This is a genomic window from Oleiphilus sp. HI0128 (assembly GCF_001635365.1).
The window spans coordinates 1-17794 of sequence record NZ_LWGG01000842.1; the positions used below are offsets into that span (position 1 = coordinate 1).

Annotated in this window: 16 protein-coding genes; 13 read left to right on the forward strand and 3 right to left on the reverse strand. The window is 45.5% G+C overall.

All coding sequences use genetic code 11. The annotated features are described in order from the left end of the window. The 4 genes from istB to A3763_RS13025 all read left to right on the forward strand — a co-directional run. Window positions 1-491 (forward strand): IS21-like element helper ATPase IstB (gene istB, locus A3763_RS13010; protein ID WP_156495080.1); only part of this gene is annotated, 491 nt, incomplete at its 5' end. A gap of 152 nt (window positions 492-643) precedes the next feature. Further along, complete coding sequence (locus A3763_RS13015; protein WP_068553598.1) at window positions 644-1903, forward strand: HD-GYP domain-containing protein; 1260 nt, start codon at window positions 644-646, stop codon at window positions 1901-1903. 317 nt (window positions 1904-2220) lie between these two features. Next, on the forward strand, window positions 2221-2589 hold the full coding sequence (locus tag A3763_RS13020) for a response regulator (RefSeq protein WP_068508062.1): 369 nt from the start codon (window positions 2221-2223) through the stop codon (window positions 2587-2589). 21 nt (window positions 2590-2610) lie between these two features. Further along, the gene (locus A3763_RS13025; RefSeq protein WP_068513558.1) at window positions 2611-3330 is read left to right on the forward strand and encodes an SGNH/GDSL hydrolase family protein; all 720 of its coding nucleotides are present in this window, start codon (window positions 2611-2613) and stop codon (window positions 3328-3330) included. On the opposite strand, the gene A3763_RS13030 is transcribed toward A3763_RS13025, so the two are convergent. Next, window positions 3313-4179 carry a methylated-DNA--[protein]-cysteine S-methyltransferase gene (locus A3763_RS13030; RefSeq protein ID WP_068568077.1) on the reverse strand — a complete coding sequence of 289 codons (867 nt, stop codon included), beginning with the start codon at window positions 4177-4179 and terminating at the stop codon, window positions 3313-3315. The two genes, A3763_RS13025 and A3763_RS13030, sit on opposite strands and share 18 nt — an antisense overlap. 100 nt (window positions 4180-4279) lie before the next feature. Continuing rightward, on the reverse strand, window positions 4280-6904 hold the full coding sequence (locus A3763_RS13035; RefSeq protein ID WP_068633186.1) for a LuxR C-terminal-related transcriptional regulator: 2625 nt from the start codon (window positions 6902-6904) through the stop codon (window positions 4280-4282). 429 nt (window positions 6905-7333) lie between these two features. Between A3763_RS13035 and A3763_RS13040 the strand changes: the two genes are divergently transcribed. Beyond that, entirely contained in the window at window positions 7334-10090 is a 2757-nt protein-coding gene (locus A3763_RS13040) for a peroxidase family protein (RefSeq protein WP_068633184.1), read from the forward strand. Window positions 10091-10296: 206 nt separating this feature from the next. Here the strand turns inward: A3763_RS13040 and A3763_RS13045 are convergent, their stop codons facing one another. Continuing rightward, on the reverse strand, window positions 10297-11193 hold the full coding sequence (locus tag A3763_RS13045) for a LysR family transcriptional regulator (protein ID WP_068633181.1): 897 nt from the start codon (window positions 11191-11193) through the stop codon (window positions 10297-10299). A 120-nt stretch (window positions 11194-11313) separates the two neighbouring features. Between A3763_RS13045 and A3763_RS13050 the strand changes: the two genes are divergently transcribed. The 8 genes from A3763_RS13050 to A3763_RS13085 form a co-directional block, all read left to right on the forward strand. After that, window positions 11314-11760 carry a DoxX family protein gene (locus A3763_RS13050; RefSeq protein WP_068509720.1) on the forward strand — a complete coding sequence of 149 codons (447 nt, stop codon included), beginning with the start codon at window positions 11314-11316 and terminating at the stop codon, window positions 11758-11760. Window positions 11761-11844: 84 nt separating this feature from the next. Further along, window positions 11845-12813, forward strand: coding sequence for a glutathione S-transferase family protein (locus A3763_RS13055; protein WP_068513575.1), 969 nt, complete (start codon window positions 11845-11847; stop codon window positions 12811-12813). A gap of 40 nt (window positions 12814-12853) precedes the next feature. Beyond that, window positions 12854-13558: a pirin-like bicupin family protein gene (locus A3763_RS13060; RefSeq protein ID WP_068513578.1), complete on the forward strand. Its 705-nt coding sequence runs from the start codon at window positions 12854-12856 to the stop codon at window positions 13556-13558. A gap of 32 nt (window positions 13559-13590) precedes the next feature. Then, window positions 13591-14364 (forward strand): sulfite exporter TauE/SafE family protein, encoded by a 774-nt coding sequence (locus tag A3763_RS13065; protein WP_068633179.1) that lies wholly within the window; start codon window positions 13591-13593, stop codon window positions 14362-14364. Between the two features lie 99 nt (window positions 14365-14463). Further along, window positions 14464-15567, forward strand: a complete 1104-nt coding sequence (mnmH, locus tag A3763_RS13070; protein WP_068553334.1) for a tRNA 2-selenouridine(34) synthase MnmH — start codon at window positions 14464-14466, stop codon at window positions 15565-15567. Next, a complete protein-coding gene (locus A3763_RS13075; RefSeq protein ID WP_068513588.1) occupies window positions 15564-16415 on the forward strand; it encodes a putative selenate ABC transporter substrate-binding protein in 852 nt (283 codons plus the stop codon). The genes mnmH and A3763_RS13075 overlap by 4 nt, the downstream gene beginning before the upstream one ends. 1 nt (window position 16416) lies before the next feature. Next, a complete protein-coding gene (locus tag A3763_RS13080; RefSeq protein ID WP_068633176.1) occupies window positions 16417-17172 on the forward strand; it encodes an ATP-binding cassette domain-containing protein in 756 nt (251 codons plus the stop codon). Between the two features lie 3 nt (window positions 17173-17175). Next, window positions 17176-17794, forward strand: a 619-nt coding sequence (locus A3763_RS13085) for a PhnE/PtxC family ABC transporter permease (RefSeq protein ID WP_369823112.1), incomplete at its 3' end; no start/stop codon positions are given.

Sequence of the window (17794 nt, forward strand, 5' to 3'; positions counted from 1 at the left end):
CTGTCAAAGCGCTTCATCGCTGTGAGTTCATCGAAGGCAGCCACAACATCGTACTTATAGGAGGCCCTGGCACGGGTAAAACTCACTTAGCAACGGCAATAGGCGTACAAGCCATCCAACACCACCGACTACGAGTGCGCTTCTTATCGACCATTGAACTTGTGAATCAACTTGAACAAGAAAAACTCGAAGGTAAAGCGGGACGCATTGCGAACAGGTTAAGCCATACAGACTTGGTTATCTTAGATGAACTTGGTTACTTGCCCTTTAGTCAAACGGGAGGCGCATTACTATTCCACTTGCTAGGCAAACTATATGAGAAAACAAGTGTGATTATCACGACTAACTTAAGCTTTTCAGAGTGGAGCCAAGTCTTCGGTGACGCAAAGATGACAACCGCATTACTTGATCGACTAACGCATCACTGTCACATCATTGAAACAGGTAACGAAAGTTACCGCTACAAAGAATCTACTAATAAACGAATTTAAAACTGGAAATAAAAGAAAAGTTCAGGCCATAATCTGGCCTCTCAGGCGGGTCAAAATTAAGTGCAAAAGCCGGGTCAGTTTTACATGCAAATTAACACTAGTGTTTTTATAGGCTAAACTAACAAGGTCAATAAACTGTAGAGGGCACCTGGATGATCGGTGAGCACAATTACAACCATTACAATATCAATAAGAAATTGGTTCGCGAAAAGATAGCGACGACTGAGCTTCGTGTTGGTATGTATGTTGTAGAATTGGATAGACCTTGGGTTGATACCCCGTTTCTGTTTCAAGGTTTTCTGATTAGCAGTGAAGAAGAGATCGATCAACTGAATGAGTATTGTGAATATGTTTATATAGATGTGACTCAGACAGAAATTACTTATAGGGAAAAACGAAAGAATCGTACTGATGTCAAAAGTCGCCGGATTTATAAAGTACCTGTTGAACGAGAGTTGGCTGTCGCCGTATCTGACTATGACTATGCGAAGAAGACAGTTGATCATGCCCTTAGTGCCCTCCGTCTATCTCAGGAGATAAATACCACTGAGGTAAAAACAGCTGTTAAAAGTTGCGTGAAAAGCGTACTAAAAAACCCTAATGCCATGCTCTGGCTAACTCAGATTAAAGACAAAGATGATTACACGGCAGAACACAGTTTACGTGTATCTATCATGGCTGTTGCACTTGGGCGTGAGCTGGAGCTGCTGGAAAAGGAGCTTGAAGACCTAGGCGTTGCGGCGATGCTGCATGATGTGGGAAAGATTAATATACCCATCGAGGTGCTGAATAAAGAAGGATCCTTAAATTCCGAGGAATATGAACTCGTCAAGGAACATGCGACACATGGTCGCAAGCTGCTGATGTCTAAATCAGACGTGCCTCCGGTCGCGGTTGATGTTGCGTATTGTCATCATGAACATCTCAATGGTAAGGGTTACCCAAGGGGGGTGACTGCTGAAAAGATTCCTTTCTTCGCTAAAATTGTTAGCGTGGTGGATGCTTTCGATGCCATTACCAGTGACCGGGTTTATAGTGATGCACGTTCGACATTGGAAGGTTTGCGTATTCTTTACGATTGTCGTGGCCAGCAGTTTGATGAGGAAATTGTTCGAGCTTTTATTCGCTTAGTAGGAATTTATCCACCGGGGCATATTGTTGAGCTGACCAATGGCGAAGTTGGTATTATCCTATCGTGCCAAAGAAACAATAAGCTTCGCCCCAAACTGATTATTGTCAGGAATACTGAGAAGAAAAGCTGTGCTGAACGGATTGTTGATCTAAGTAATGAGCAAAAAGATCAGCATGGTAAGCCGCTTCGAGTTAAAGAAATATATACAGACGGGGCCTTTGGCGTTCAGCTTAAGGAATACAAGGCCAAAGGCTTAAACTTTGGCCTTGCAGTACAGTAATAAACCTTAAAGCCTGGTACTGAACTTTGAAGGAATGACGAAAGCGCTAACAGTCTTGCGGCAGTCTTAGAAGTTTGTTTTGCGCCCTTAGACGCTTTCTCGGCCATGTTGTGAACCCTTTTACTGCGTTGTGATTGATTTCTTCTGCTACAGCTCATTGCTCCTTTGCAGCACTTAAACCAACTATAAATACATTAAGCGTTTGGGGCTCAGTAAACCAATCATTGAAGATTTATGTTTTACCCTTGAAAGAGCTGCTAAACTTAAGTGAGTTGTGCACCTCACCGAATATTTACTTTTAATACTGAGCCTGAAAAATGAGATCTATTTTAATTGTTGAAGACTCTTCTACCGTTCGTGAAATGGTTACCTTTGTTTTAAAGGATGAACGTTTGAAAATAGTCGAAGCTGAGGATGGCTTGGAAGCGCTCGACTTGGCGAAAAAGCAGAACTTTGACCTAGTGATCACAGACCACAATATGCCTAATATGAAGGGAATTGATTTAGCCATTGCATTGAGGAATATGGAGTCTTACAAAGAAACGCCTATTTTGATGCTAACAACTGAGTCAGACCCTAGGCTGAAAAAAGTAGGTAAAGATACCGGTATAACTGGTTGGATTCTAAAGCCCTTGAGTCCTCAGCGCTTCAAACCAGCCATAGAAAAGCTGTTGGATATTGCCTAAGTCTTAGCAATTCTTGCCATTATGATCGATGATGCTCTTCTCACCCTGGCTTTGTCACCTATTCTCGTTCCGCAGGGAATCTATACTAAAAAAGTGACGCCTAAACTTCCTGAGCCTGAAGGTAGCCGTGAAGGTATTTTAGGTAACGGGGAGCCTTTGCGCATCTTAATTCTAGGTGACTCAGCTGCTGCAGGTGTTGGCGTTGATAGTCAGAACGATGCGCTTTTAGGGCAGCTGGTGTCGAAACTGTCGCAGTACCGCGCTATCGAGTGGCGCCTTTTAGCCGAAACAGGCTTGAAGACATCTGAGATGCTAGAGCGCCTACATGCGCTTGAGGCTTTTAAAACCGATGTTGTCATTACTTCCTTAGGTGTCAATGATATAACCGGCGGGACACGACTGAAACACTGGCTAGAGCAGCAAAGAGAGTTAAAACTGCTGCTTCAAGACAAGTTTCAAGCGCGTCATATCTTCTTGAGCAGTGTACCTCCCATGCATGAATTTCCGGCTCTACCTCAGCCACTTCGCTGGTTTTTGGGGCGTCGTTCTCGTGCAATGAATAGTGCTTTGAACGAACAGGCAGCACTAGATGAGGCTTTAGCTTTTGTTAGTGTTCAGTTTCCTATGCAAAAAGAGTTCTTTGCCAGTGATGGCTTCCATCCCAGTGCGCAGGCTTACCGCTTATGGTCAGAAGCTTTACTTGAGCACTTTAAAGAGCGTTGTTTATTGCCCCAGCGTTGAAGGTATCGTCGAGCAGCATTCCAGGCTGATCATCGCTTTTTTGCGTTCTGCTCCCCAGCGATATTGATTAATCTCCCCCGTACTTCTAATGACCCGGTGACAGGGAATCAAATAGGCAATATTGTTCTTCGCAATGGCTGAAGCGACGGCTCTGGTAGTATTTGGTTGATTGATTTGCTCAGCAACCTGTTGATAAGAGCGCAACTCGCCTTCAGGAATCTTCAGTAAGGCCTCCCATACCAACAGTTGGAAAGGCGTTCCTTTGCAGAGCAAGTTCAACTTGTTCTCGTTTGCTGGTCCAGAGTCGAAAATACGTTTTAGGGTAGTTAATGTGCTCGCTTGGTTTTGCTTTAGTTCAGCATGTGGCCACTCGCGCTTCATCTCAGCCAAACCTTCTGCTTGAAGCTCCAGTGAGTCAAGAAATGCCAATTTGCATAAGCCTCGTTGAGTCAGAGCTAGCAGACAATAACCGAAGGGAGAGGGGTGAAAGCCATAGTCTATTTGAACGCCTTGGCCACCACTTTTATATTCGCCAGGTGTCACGCTTTTACACTGAACCATCAGATCGTGAAGTCGGCCACTCCCGCTTAAGCCGCTGTTGTAAGCGGAATTAGAGACAGAGTGTTGCTTAAGTAAAGCTTTGGCTTTTTGCTTGGTCAGAAATTGTAAGAACTGCTTGGGTGATACCCCCGCCCATTGAGTAAACACACGCTGCAGGTGAAACTCACTCAAGCCAACATATTCGGATACCGCTCTTAAACTGGGTTGCTGACCCTGTTTAGCGTCAAGAAAAGTGATCGCTTGAGCGACTATCTGGTAATGGCGGTGCTGTTCGTCAAACCGTGTCATGGTGCCTTCCTGAAATCTCATAAACTGAAGAGCTTGGTGATAAGTCAGTATAAGAGAAGACGGCAAGGCGTTGCGACCCGATCCTTGCTCATTTTAAGGATTATGCTGGCTGTGTTTTATGTGCCAAGGCCAGAGCAGCGCTTCGGTTTTCAACGCCTAGCTTGCTGTAGATATTCTTTAAATGCCATTTGGTCGTTGATAAAGCAATACCAGACTGTTTACTAATCTCCGCGTTACTTAGGCCAGTGGATAGAAGCTCAAATATTTCGAGTTCCTTGTCGGTCAGCAGGTGAGCTGGTTGAATCAGGTCTTGGAACTTATCACCAGCTGCTACCAAGGTATGAAAAATATCGGTAAAAATGGTGGGCAGGGCCACTCTGGATTCATTAACCGCTTGCTGGAAGAGCAGTTCCAGCCCAGGAGCTTCATCAAATACACTGCGGGAAAAACAGACCAAACCATAACGGCTAATGAGGCGCTTAACCAGACTGATCGCCGCATCAGTGTTACCCTGCCTAAAGGCAATCATGGCGATATTGCAGCGTGCTATCAATACTCGTGAGGTGATATTGTTCCGGTCTAGCAACTGGGCGATATCTTCGAGCAAGTCGCTTGCTTGTTTAAAGCGACCTTTAGATATCAAAAAATATACGGCAGCCAGTGCACCTCTTTCCCGGTGCTCTTCATATTGCCCGGATTTCTGCCAAACTCCTTTATTGATGAACTCATCTAAGTGGTACTTTTCGAAAATGTGCTTACAAACTGAGAAAGAACCGCTACGAAACGCCTGGCGCATTTTTTCGTGAACTACTTGGCTATTAAAGCGCTGATAGTCACCTAAAGATAAAATACGCTCAAGTTGGTCAAGTAAGCGGCTTGCTTTGGACGATTGGTCTTTTATATGAAAAACCCGGGAGCTATATAGATAAACCGTCGCTACTTCTTCCGTTGCGCAGGAGTGGTTAACTAGTGGGATTAATTGCGTGCTCAATTCCAGTGACTTATCCAGCTGATTTTGCTCATATTCTACTACCATCATACCGGTCGCCAGGTTTGCCCATAGCGGGTTTCTGTCACCATGTTTAATAGGCAGAAACACTTCGTTCATCAGTTGAATAGCCTCGACACCCCTGCCTAAATATCGGTCACATAAAATGATGACTAAGCTGGCAAAGCTTTCGAAGAAGTGATGCTGATTCTGGTTCAGGATACTTTTACCCTCATTTGCCAGCCGAAAAGCAGAACTCAAGTTTCCGCTGCACATCAGGGCATAGGCCTCCAGTACCTTTACAAAGCCGAGGATCTCTTGAGGCGCCTCTGCAAGGTTCTTGGCATATTGCGGATCGGGAGCCAGAACTTCCGAGTCACTTTGAAAGAGTTTGAGTAGATAATGAAAGAACTGGTAATGAGATTTTAGCGTGCCCGAGCCCGCTGTAGAGGCGAGCTTAAGTCTCTCGAGGAAATACCCGGCTTGATTGAAGCGTCGGGTAAATGATAAAGCATAAAGTTGATTGATCAGTAATTCAGGGTGCTGTGTAAAGTCTTCACTTGATAAGTTACTTAGGCTGTCTGTGACTCGTTCAAGCTCTCCTTGTTTTATCCAGCCCGCGCAAGCATCTTCTAGAATCTTGAAGTAGAAGCTTTGCTCGGAAGATTGTCTAGCGTGATAGATCGCGCTGTCGAGATCCTTATGCTCAAGGAAGTATTTGGCGACAAGGAAGTGTAAGTGCTTGATATGTTCGGGGCCTTCTTCAATTTCCAGGCGTTTTAGTAAGAAGTCCTGTAGCAACGGGTGGTAACGATACCACCCAGCATTATTAGGCTCTGGCGAAAGAAACAGCTCTTGCATAGTGATTTCTTCAAGACTGGCCGCCGAGTAGTCGATATTCAGTACATTTTCACAAAGATCCTGATTGAAAGATTTGCAAATAGCTGTCGATAGTACAAAGCGTTTAGCGCTAGGAGTGAGCTTATTAAGGACTTCGTGACCAAAATAATTCAGTAATTCGGGCTGACTACCGCTAAAGCTATCTAGTGCAGATTCGCCAACTTTGTCGTAGGCAAGTAGTGCTAGTTTTGTACCGACGAACCAGCCTTCTGTTTGGTCGAGCAAGGTATTGACTCTATTGGGCTGTAGGCTGGAACCGCCAATGGTTTGATTTAATGCGAGCAGGTTTGTTTCATCTAGTTTTAAATCATTGCCATCTATCAACAATACAGATTCTTGCAGCTTTAGTTTTGCAATCGAAAATTGGGGGTGTCGTCTAGATGATAAAACAAATGTGACATGCTTCGGTAATTGGCTGATTAAGCGTTCTAGCGTCTTATGAATATGACTGGCTTTTATGTGGTGAAAGTCATCAAAGACAATCGCTAATGGATGATCAATTTGTGTTAGGGCTTCAATGAAAACCTCAATGATTTGCTCGGGCTTTACTTCGGAGTCATCTTTAAAAAGGTTAAAAAATGAAGCATCCCATAGCGGCGCGATATTTTTCAGGGACTCAAATATTAACGCAAATAATGCGTTGCCCTCATTAAGCTTTGGGGAGGTCTGGAATTGCAAGGTCTGACATTCAGTATGAATGGATTTTTGCCGAGTTACCCATTGATCCAGCAAAACACTCTTTCCGGAACCGGGTGGTGCCACCATGAGAACAAGAGGGTAGCCTAGCCCCTTATCCAATAGTGCTATTAGATCATCTCGCTTGATATGAGTATTCATAGTGCCACCGCTCGTCCTGATTCCTTGTTATTGTTCTGACTCTATATGGCATACATGCGTCTACTAATTAAGACTGCATTATGTCCTTTTCGATCTCAATAGCGCTTTTAAATATTGTGAAATACCACTATTCAAAGTGTGAAATAGGCCATGTTTTATGACTTTTGCTGTAATTGTCGGTAATTTATCTATTAACGTTTGAACTCAGGCTGAAACAGGCTTAAGAGATCGAGTGTACCTTGATTTTTGTATCTCCCCATCCTTTAGGAGGGTGTTAAAGTTTTAACACTATCCTTACCCTGCCGGTTACTTGACAAAAGTTGTCCTCTTTTCCTCAAGCAGGGGTCGAGCGTATCCCCCAATATGCACCTGCTTAGGGAAAGGGTTTTTTGTCAAAGAAAACAAAAATAATGGACGGAGAGACGACACATGATTATTAACTCGGTATGGGTAACCTGGCCGGCCCTGGTCAAATACGGCACACTCGGTGTAGCAGGCGCTGCACTAATAATTGGCTTGGAACGAGGTGAGCTGCTCGAGAACAATATGATCTCGACAGAAGACTTTGAACTAGCAAACGAAGGTATTGTCTGTGATGAGCGAAGCCACACCGCTCGAACAGAAGATGGTACCTGTAATATTCTGGAGAACCCGTCAGAAGGTTCTGTCCATATGCGCTTTGGACGAAACGTCGAGCTTCAAGCCGCCTTTGGTGAAACGGAAGACGGTACCTTGTTGAGCCCTAACCCGCGTGAAGTCAGTAACTCGCTGATGAAGCGTGAGCAATTTAAGCCCGCCACCAGCGTTAACTTTATTGCGGCGTCATGGATTCAATTCATGGTTCACGATTGGGTGAGCCACGGCCCTAATGCGACCGATAACGATATCGAAGTGCCTCTACCATCAGGTGACCCTTTAGGTACGGGTGTTATGTCTGTACAACGTACAACTGCTGATCCGGATCGTAGCGTTGAAGACGATGCTTACTTGCCAGCGACTTACCGTAACCACAATACTCACTGGTGGGATGGCTCACAGCTTTACGGCAGCAACAAAGAAACCAATGATTCTGTTCGTTCATTTGAAGATGGTAAGCTCGCTATTGAAAGTGATGGTACTTTGCCAACAGACTTCTGGAGTGGCGTGCCGGTTACTGGCTTTAGTGACAACTGGTGGCTAGGTCTTAGCATGATGCACCAGCTATTCACCTTGGAGCATAACGCTATTGCTGACAAGCTGAAGGAAAACTATCCAAACGCGACAGATCAGTGGCTATTTGATAAGTCCCGCTTGATCAACTCTGCCTTGATGGCGAAGATTCACACAGTTGAATGGACGCCTGCAATTATCGCCAACCCTGCATTAGAGTTGTCGATGGAAGCAAACTGGTGGGGTATCGCGCGTAATCCTGAAACACGTGATTTGATCCAAAATGTGACGGACGATATCAAAGGTCCTAATTCCTGGCTCATTAACACCATCGCATTATTTGATCCTGAAAAAGCTGAACAGTTAAGCACGCCAGGCGCAATTGACCATATCCTTGGTGGTTTGGTTGGCCAAAGCAAACCAAATAATTATGATGTTCCTTATGTACTGACTGAGGAATTCGTTGCGGTTTATCGTATGCACCCATTACTACGTGATGCGGTAGATATCTACGATATCGGTTCAAATGTTGTTTCTGAGCGTATCAATATTGAAGACACGCGTGATGGCGATGCAGAAGATATTCTCGATAATCAGGGCGGCGATCGTCTATGGTACTCCTTCGGCATTACTCACCCAGGTTCCTTGACGCTAAACAACTATCCTGAGTTTTTGCGTAACCTTTCAATGCCGTTAATTGGCGATATTGACTTGGCAACAATCGATATTATTCGTGACCGTGAGCGTGGTGTACCACGTTACAACGAATTCCGTCGCCAGATTGGTTTGAATCCGATTACCAAGTTTGAGGATTTAACTGAAGACCCTACAACTTTGACTGAATTGAAGCGTGTTTATAACAATGACATTGAGCAGATCGATGCTTTGGTGGGTCAGCTAGCTGAAACAGTGCGTCCTGATGGCTTTGCCTTTGGTGAGACGGCTTTCCAGGTCTTTATCCTGAATGCTTCTCGTCGTTTGATGACAGACCGTTTCTATACTGAAAGCTATACACCTGAAGTGTACACGCAAGAAGGTATCGACTGGGTAGAAAATAACACCATGGTTGACGTGATTCGTCGTCACTTCCCCGAGCTAGAGTTAAGCTTAACGGGTGTAGATAATGCCTTTAAACCATGGGGTTTGAAGATTCCAGATAACTACAAAGAGTGGTCAGCTTGTGATAAAGAGCAGCTCTTATGGACGAACGGTGCAATGCGTACTGAATATGATGCAGGAGAGCGTCCAGGGTTAACTGATGTCGATATTGGTGGCCTGATTAATACGGTACTTTGGGAAAAAGTAAATCGTAAGGACGATGTCGCGCCACTCGGTTATGAAAAGCCAATCCATGCTCACGCAGCTATGGCGACCACTACTTTTGAACCTGCTTCTGGCCACCCTTATACAGGTGTCTTCAAAGGTGCAGAGTGTGGCTTATTGCGCCTGTCAGTCACGGGTGACCCAAATGACCGTGGCTTTGCTCCAGGCTTAGCATGGAAAGTGTTCGTTGACGGTAGAAACTCACGCAATGTCTCGGCGTTATACACCTTATCAGGCCAAGGTGGTAACCATGATTTCTTTGCAAATGAGTTGTCGCAGTACGTTGACAAGGAAGTGAACGAAACTTTGGGTACCACAGCCTTGTTCTCACTAGTTTCGACTAAGCCAACCACGCTTTCTGTAGAGAAGATGGCGAAGGTTCGCGCAGATGGCACCAAAGAAAGCAGCGTTGTTACGCCGACGCAGGTTTACTTTGTTCCGCGCCCAGAAGTGAAGGGCTTGTTCTCAAGTGCTTCTCATGACTTCCGTGACGACTTGGAAAGCTTACCAGAAGGTACGCCTATCTATGACGTCTACGCAACGAGCGAGAAAATTCGCACTTCTATCTTCCCGTATTTTCATAAGAAGTATGCGAAATCTCGTCGTGATAGTGCTAAGAAAGTTGGTACGATTCGCCTAAGTTCTGAGTTTATCAGCTCGGCCTTTGGTGACGGTGGTGTTTTCTTCAACCACCAGCGTGTAGAGGATCAATAAGTAAGGATTTCAACTTAGCCTAACCCTTGTATTTATCAATCTGTACTTTGGTAAATAACATATTGGCTGTTCTAGAGCAGGCGGATCAGTCAAAATGAAGGGAGTTGTGCCCCGGAGTCTTTCGAGACTTCGGGGCTTTTTTTATACTTCTAGTCTGAGAAGCCCTACTGAAGGAGGGGAGTGCTTGGTTGGTCTGACGCTGTCACCTACCACTTTGCAGTGGCCAGTAATTGAGTTAATGCCTGCAGACCTTTGCCTTTATTGCTGAGTTTCCATGCCATAAAGCATTCATGATTATTTACCTTAGCAAGCTTAAGCTCCTTCAGCTTGCCACTCTCAATGGCTTGGTGAATACGTTTTCGCGGCAAGTGACCAATACCTATACCTGCTAATATGGCTTCGACCTTTTGATCCATGGTTTGTACATAAAAGGTTTTCCCTGCATCTGTGAGCCCGGCGCTGCGCGACACCTCCAGTATTGAGGTGTCATGGGTAACAACGCGTCTTAACTTAGGCAGTATTTCGGTGAGCCTCTGTGTATCTAAGGCGAGTTCAGCAAGTTGATGGGACGTGGCAATAACCGGTATTAGGTCGGTGTCTGTTAGTGGAATTGCGCGGAAGCCTTTTTGTAATGGTACCGGTCCTGGCGCGCCGACAAGGAGTTCTACGCGGTCTTGCTCAAGTGCTTCCCAGCCGCCGTTAAGTACGCACTCAATTAGATCAACTTCTACATTTTCGTGTTCGGCCAGAAAGTCAGACAGCACATCATATAGTACAGGTTGATTCAGCGTGGACTCCATCGCGATTCGTATTTTCGGCTCCCAACCCGTGGCAACTTCTTTTGCTGAATTAGCCAGCTGAGAAGTCGCCATCAGAATCTTTCGCCCTTCTTGCAAAATTCGCTGCCCTGCGGGGGTTAATACCGAGCGTCGACCTTGACGCTGAAACAAAGTGATACCCAATTGTTCTTCGAGCTTCTGAATAGCATAAGAAACGGCCGAGGTGGCTTTGTTCAATTCTTCAGATGCTTTTGCATAGCTTCCTCGTCTATCTATCGCATCTAAGGTTTCTAAGGCTTCAATAGTGATCGGGTTTCTAATCATTACGGTTCCATAAAGATTGTTCTAATTATTAGATCATTCTAAACAGATATTGGCGCTTATTGGAAGTTCTTCAGCGCGATACACTTATTTCATCAAATCAAAACACAGAGGAAACACGCCATGAAAGCACTATTCAACAAAATCAGCACAACGACTGCGGGCCTAGACACGCTACCTATCCGAATTGGCGCGGGCATCACATTCGCCGCACACGGCAGTCAGAAACTATTTGGCTGGTTTGGTGGCTATGGATTGGATGGAACGGCGGGTTGGATGGAGTCGATTGGATTATCGCCCGGTATCTTGATGGCAGGGCTTGCAGGGAGTGCCGAATTCTTCGCCGGTTTATTGCTGATAGTTGGCTTTTTGGTTCGTCCAGCGGCCTTGGTACTGGCAATCACTATGATTGTGGCGATTGTCACGGCTCACATTGAAAATGGATTTTTTATGGCAACTAACGGTTATGAGTTTGCGCTCGCATTACTGGTTATCAGCGCAACCTTAACGATTAGAGGTGCAGGTAGTTTGAGTATTGATAAGGCACTTTTATCGTACAAGACTGTTTAGCCAACACGTTGATTAATCAGATTCAGATAGTTAAGTGCGACTCAAAACATCGCACTTTGATAATCGTTATTGAGGTACAAGGTCATGGGCTTAATACAAGATGGGAAATGGGTTGATCAGTGGTATGACACGAGCGATAGCGGAGGTGAGTTTCGTCGCCAAGATAGTCGCTTCAGAAGTTGGTTGACCGCCGATGGTCAACCTGGCCCGCAGGGTGAGAAGGGGTTTAAGGCAGAGAAAGGCCGCTACCATTTGTATGTTTCGTTGGCGTGCCCATGGGCTCATCGCACGTTGATTTTTCGCCAGCTGAAGAATCTACAAGATTATATCGATGTGACGGTAGTCGACCCGATAATGTTAGAAAACGGTTGGGAAGTTACCGACCCGCTGTACGGTTTTCAATACGCTTACCAGCTTTACATGCGCGCTGATAGCCAATACGAGGGGCGGGTTACGGTACCGGTTTTATGGGATAAACAGACCCAAACGATTGTCAGTAATGAGTCGTCTGAAATTATTCGCATGTTTAACTCAGCCTTTAATCACCTAACTGGCAATACTGATGACTATTATCCAGAGGGCTTGCGTGAGTCGATTGATATGATTAACGAGCGAATTTATGACTGCATTAATAACGGTGTTTATCGTGCAGGTTTTGCGACGACGCAAGAAGCCTATGAAGACGCTTACCATCAATTATTTGATGCCCTAGATTGGGTAGAAGGCGTACTGTCTAAGCAGCGTTATCTGTGTGGATCAACACTAACCGAAGCTGACTGGCGTCTATTTACGACACTGATTCGATTCGACGCTGTTTATTTTGGACACTTTAAAACCAATAGACAACTGATAGCGAGTTACCCCGCGATGAGTTCTTATGTTCGCGAGCTGTATCAAGTGCCAGGGGTGGCCCAGACAGTGAATTTTGAGCATATCAAAACCCACTATTACGCCAGTCACCTTACGATCAATCCGACGGGGGTCATTCCTTTAGGGCCTGAACAAGATTTCGATTTACCCCATGATCGAGACCAGTTGGAAAAAGCTAACTAACGATCTCAGTCACTATTTTCATCAAAAGTAAGGAGTTGTCATGCTTTATTATCGAGCTGCTGACGAACGAGGTAAGGCCAACTTTTCTTGGTTAAATAGCCAACATAGCTTTTCGTTTGGTCACTATTACGACGCCGATCACATGGGAGTTTCGGTACTGAGAGTCATCAATGATGATGAGGTTTCCCCCGGTGCGGGTTTTGATAATCATGGTCATCGAGATATGGAAATTATTTCTTATATATTGGAGGGGGCTATCGAGCACAGAGATAGCACAGGAAATCACTTTATAGTGCCTGAGGGAGAGGTTCAGCGTATGAGCGCAGGGTCAGGGATTATGCACTCTGAATTTAACGCATCTAAAACCGAAGCATTGAAGTTTTTGCAAATTTGGATCAGTCCAAATGTAAAACTCATTGAACCTAGTTACGAGCAAATGCCCATCTTACAGTCTTCGACACTGACAGCTTTGGTAACGCCAGATGGAAGCAACGGTAGCCTAAGTATTCACCAGGATGTGAGCCTTTTTCGCTTGCAGCTAAACGCCGGAGAACGCTACGAATTGACGGCTCAAGCGCGAGTGGGTTATTTGCATGTAATTGAGGGGGAGGGACTTGGCGTTACATCGACTGACAAGCTTGAATTAAAGCCAGGTGATGGTCTAGGTATTATAAAAGATCAGCTATCTATTACGGCCAAAGATGAAGGCTTGACTGCTCTTTGGTTTGACCTCCCGCCAAGATAATTGCTTGTAATATAACGCGAGAAAACATTCTGATGAATGCAACTGATGACCTAAGCCTATTATTGCTTGACCCGCTATTTTGGGGGCTAGCCGTGGTTGGCGTGTTAATAACGGGGATCTCAAAATCTGGTTTTGCCGGAGGAGCGGGTGTTATCGCGGTACCATTACTATCGTTCGTGATGCCCGTGCCGGTTGCCGCTATTTTAATGTTGCCGCTTCTCATTGTGATGGACGCAAAGACGATGCACTATTATTGGCGCAGCGTGAACTGGCAAGAAATAAAAGTGATCGGCCCCGCGGCACTGGTCGGCATCATCGCGGGTGGCTATTTATTGGGTGGATTGTCCAGTAGCTTGTTACAGTCTTTGCTTGGTTTATTTTGCATTGCATTCGCGCTGTGGAAACAGTTGAGCCCCGTTTTGGCTCACCTGCCCTATGCAGGTCTTTTTTGGGCGACCTTGTCTGGTTTAACCAGCACATTGCTACACGCAGGTGGTCCACCGATTAATATTTATTTGGCCACGATACGATTACCCAAGCGCACGTGGTTGGCAAGCGCTGCCATGTTTTTTGCGATGATGAATCTGGTTAAAATCGTTCCGTATGCCTTAGCCGCCCAGTCACAGAGTGGTTTTTCTGTGTCGTCGTTGTTGATTATCGACATAATTTTGTTACCGGCTTGCTTACTTGGTTCGACTTTAGGACATCGCTTGCATACAAAAATGAGTGAAGCCCATTTCATGTCTGCGTGTAAGGGTTTGTTATTTCTGTCAGGGCTTGGCTTACTCATTAGTGTGGCGCTCTAAAGCCTTTTGGTTCTAGTGTTTTAAAGATAAGGCATGGCTCTACATAAGCATTTTCCCTATAATCTCCCCCTTCTTTGCACCGCCTGACTATTAAGCACTATGAGCAACAGACCTGATACAGACAACTACCTCGAACTTTTCCTGAATGATATTCCGCTAATGGATGTTCGAGCACCGGTTGAGTTCGATAAAGGTGCCTTTCCAAATACCCTCAACGCACCCTTAATGGATGATGAAGAACGGCGTTTGATTGGTATTCGTTATAAAGAATCAGGCCAGGATAGTGCCATTGAACTAGGACACGAGCTGGTATGTGGCGAAAATAAAGCCCAAAAGCTTGAGGCCTGGTTGGCTTTTGCTAAACAGAACCCCCAGGGCTATTTGTATTGCTTTCGGGGTGGTTTGCGATCAAGAACCACACAAGGCTGGATTAAAGACGTAGGTGTGGATTACCCCTTGATAAAAGGCGGCTACAAAGCCATGCGTCGTTTTCTGATTGACGAAATGGAAACGCAAATCAGCGAGCTGGACTTCACCGTTATTAGTGGCCGAACGGGCACCGGTAAAACACGCGTTTTGAAGCAGTTCAATAATTACGTCGATCTAGAAGGCTTGGCTCATCATCGTGGTTCTAGCTTTGGTCGAATGTTGACCCCTCAACCTAGCCAAATAGATTTTGAAAACAAACTATCCATCGCCCTATTAAAAGCGCGCCATCAAAATAGCGGCACGGTATTTCTGGAAGACGAAAGTCGTTTGATTGGCCGGTGTGCTTTGCCTTTGACTTTGAAAGACCGCATGTCTGCTTGCCCTTTAATTGTCTTAGAAACGCCTTTGGAAGAACGAATCGATGTAGTGCTTCAAGACTATGTGATTGATATGACCGAAGCCTACTTAAGCCGGGACGGTGAAGAGCAGGGCATTGAGAATTTCTCTAACTATCTGTTTGAGAGTTTAGGGAGAATAGAACGCCGCTTGGGTAGCGAGCGAAAGAATCATCTACAGCAAATGATGGCACGAGCGATCAAACAACAATTTTCTGCTTCAGAATCTGATGAGGCTTACGGCCTTCACCGGGAGTGGATCGAACATTTACTAAAAGATTACTACGACCCAATGTACGATTATCAGCTCTCAAAGAAGGCTGAAAGAATTGTATTGCGGGGAAGCAAAGACGCACTATTGGAGCACTACTCAAAATGAAATTATTCAGTACCTTGATCATATTGTTTAGCCTAGCGGTGAGCGCGCAGGCGAAAGATTTTACCTTTACCGCCATCCCTGATCAGGACAGCACCCAGCTTGAGCAGCGCTTTGGTGCAGTGTCTGAGTACTTAGGGAAGGCCTTAGGCATTGAGGTACGTTATGTGCCGGTTAAGTCTTATGCGGCTGCAGTGACAGCATTTCGAAATGATCAGGTTCAATTAGCCTGGTTTGGTGGTTTGTCGGGTGTGCAGGCGCGCTTATTAGTGCCAGGCTCCCAAGCGATCGCACAGGGAGATGAAGACCGCTTCTTCAAGACTTACTTTATTGCGCATCATTCTACAGGTTTAAAAAAGAGTGATGAATTCCCAAAAGGTATTGCTAACAAGACACTGACCTTTGGTTCAAAAGGTTCAACATCGGGTCGCTTGATGCCTGAGTTTTATATCCGTCAACACCTTAATGATGCGCCTGATGCGTTGTTCAAACGTATAGGTTTTAGTGGTAATCACTCACGCACAGCCGCTTTGGTTAACTCAGGTGCCTACGAAATTGGTGTGTTGAGCTACAAGGTTTGGGAAAAAGAGCTAGCCGCAGGTAAGATTGATCCAAAAAAGGTTCAGGTTATTTGGGAAACACCTCAGTACCAGGATTACCAGTGGAGCATACGCGGTGATGTGGACGCGCATTGGGGTGAAGGTTTTGGTGGAAAGATTAAACAAGCCTTGTTGAATATGAAAGACCCTGACTTGCTAGCGCGTTTTCCTCGTAAAGCCTTTATTGAAGCGAAGAACGAAGATTATCAGGCAATTTTGGATACCGCTAAAAGCATTGGTTTGATTGACTAATATGCTTGATACGGGGGCACCGACAAAAACCATATTTCATCTCTCCAAGCAGGATTTAGCGTGGCAAGGTAATACCGTGCTGCGTGACTTGGAGATAGAAATTAAGGCCGGTGAAAAAGTCGCACTGCTTGGCAAGAGTGGTGCAGGTAAAAGTACTTTACTCAAAGCACTATACCAGCTGCGCCCCGATGATATTGCCTTCTGTCAGCAGGCGCCGGCTTTGGTCCCCAGTTTATCTTTGTTCCATAACATTTATATGGGGCAGTTGGATAAGCACAATTTTCTCTATAACGCTTTGAATTTGTTTTTTCCTCAGAAGGCGGTTCAAAAAAAGGTAGCCTTGCTTGCACAATCTTTAGGTTTACAAGAACACTTGAAAGCGCGTGCCGAGACCTTATCTGGCGGTCAGCAACAGCGTGCAGCATTAGCTCGAACGCTGATCCAGGAACGGGATATTTTTCTCGGCGACGAGCCGGTTTCTGCGGTGGATGAGCTACAAGCCGAGCGCTTGATCGCTAAGATCATCTCTTCTCACCAGAGCGTTGTTTTAGCACTCCATAATACCGAACTGGCCGTGAAATACTGCGATCGTATCATCGGCTTGAAAGGCGGTGAGTTAGCGATAGATTGCCAAGTTGCCGAACTGGACTCAGATAAGCTTCGTCAAATCTATTCCGATTTCGAGACCCAGCAGCCCACCGGCGAACATGATAATACGCCGGTGCCTAAGCATCCTGACTTAAAGCTCTGTCGTTAAGCTATGTGGACGCTTAATCGAGTCAGCTCCGGCTTTTTGTTTCTGGCGCTTATTTGCCTTTGTTTTGCCGACCTTGAAATCATTACAGCAGACCCTTGGGGAGAGCTAGGTCGTATTGCTCAGGGTTTTGTCAGCCCGTCTTTTTTCTCTTGGTATGAATTGCTGGTCAGCTTGCTGAACACCTTGGCTTTTGCCTTGGTCGGTGTGGCGATCTCTTCTGTATTCGGCTTGCTGTTGGCGCAATGTTTTCAGCATCGTTTGGTCCGTATTGGCTGTGCCTTTATCCGTTCAATTCATGAAATTTTTTGGGCTTTGCTGTTTTTGCAGTTCTTTGGCTTGTCGACGCTGACTGGCTTGTTGGCGATTATCATTCCTTTTTCTGGCATCTTCGCCAAGGTCTATGCCGAGATTTTGGAAGAAAGCGATCGTGCGCCGAATGATGCCCTGACCCACCAGGCACAAGGCTCGTTTTCGGCTTTTCTTTACGCGCGCTTGGCGCAGGCTTGGCCGCAAGTCGTGTCGTATACGCGTTATCGTTTGGAGTGCGGTATTCGAAGCAGCGCGATACTTGGTTTTATCGGCTTGCCTACGCTGGGCTTTCATCTCGAAAGCTTCTTCAGTG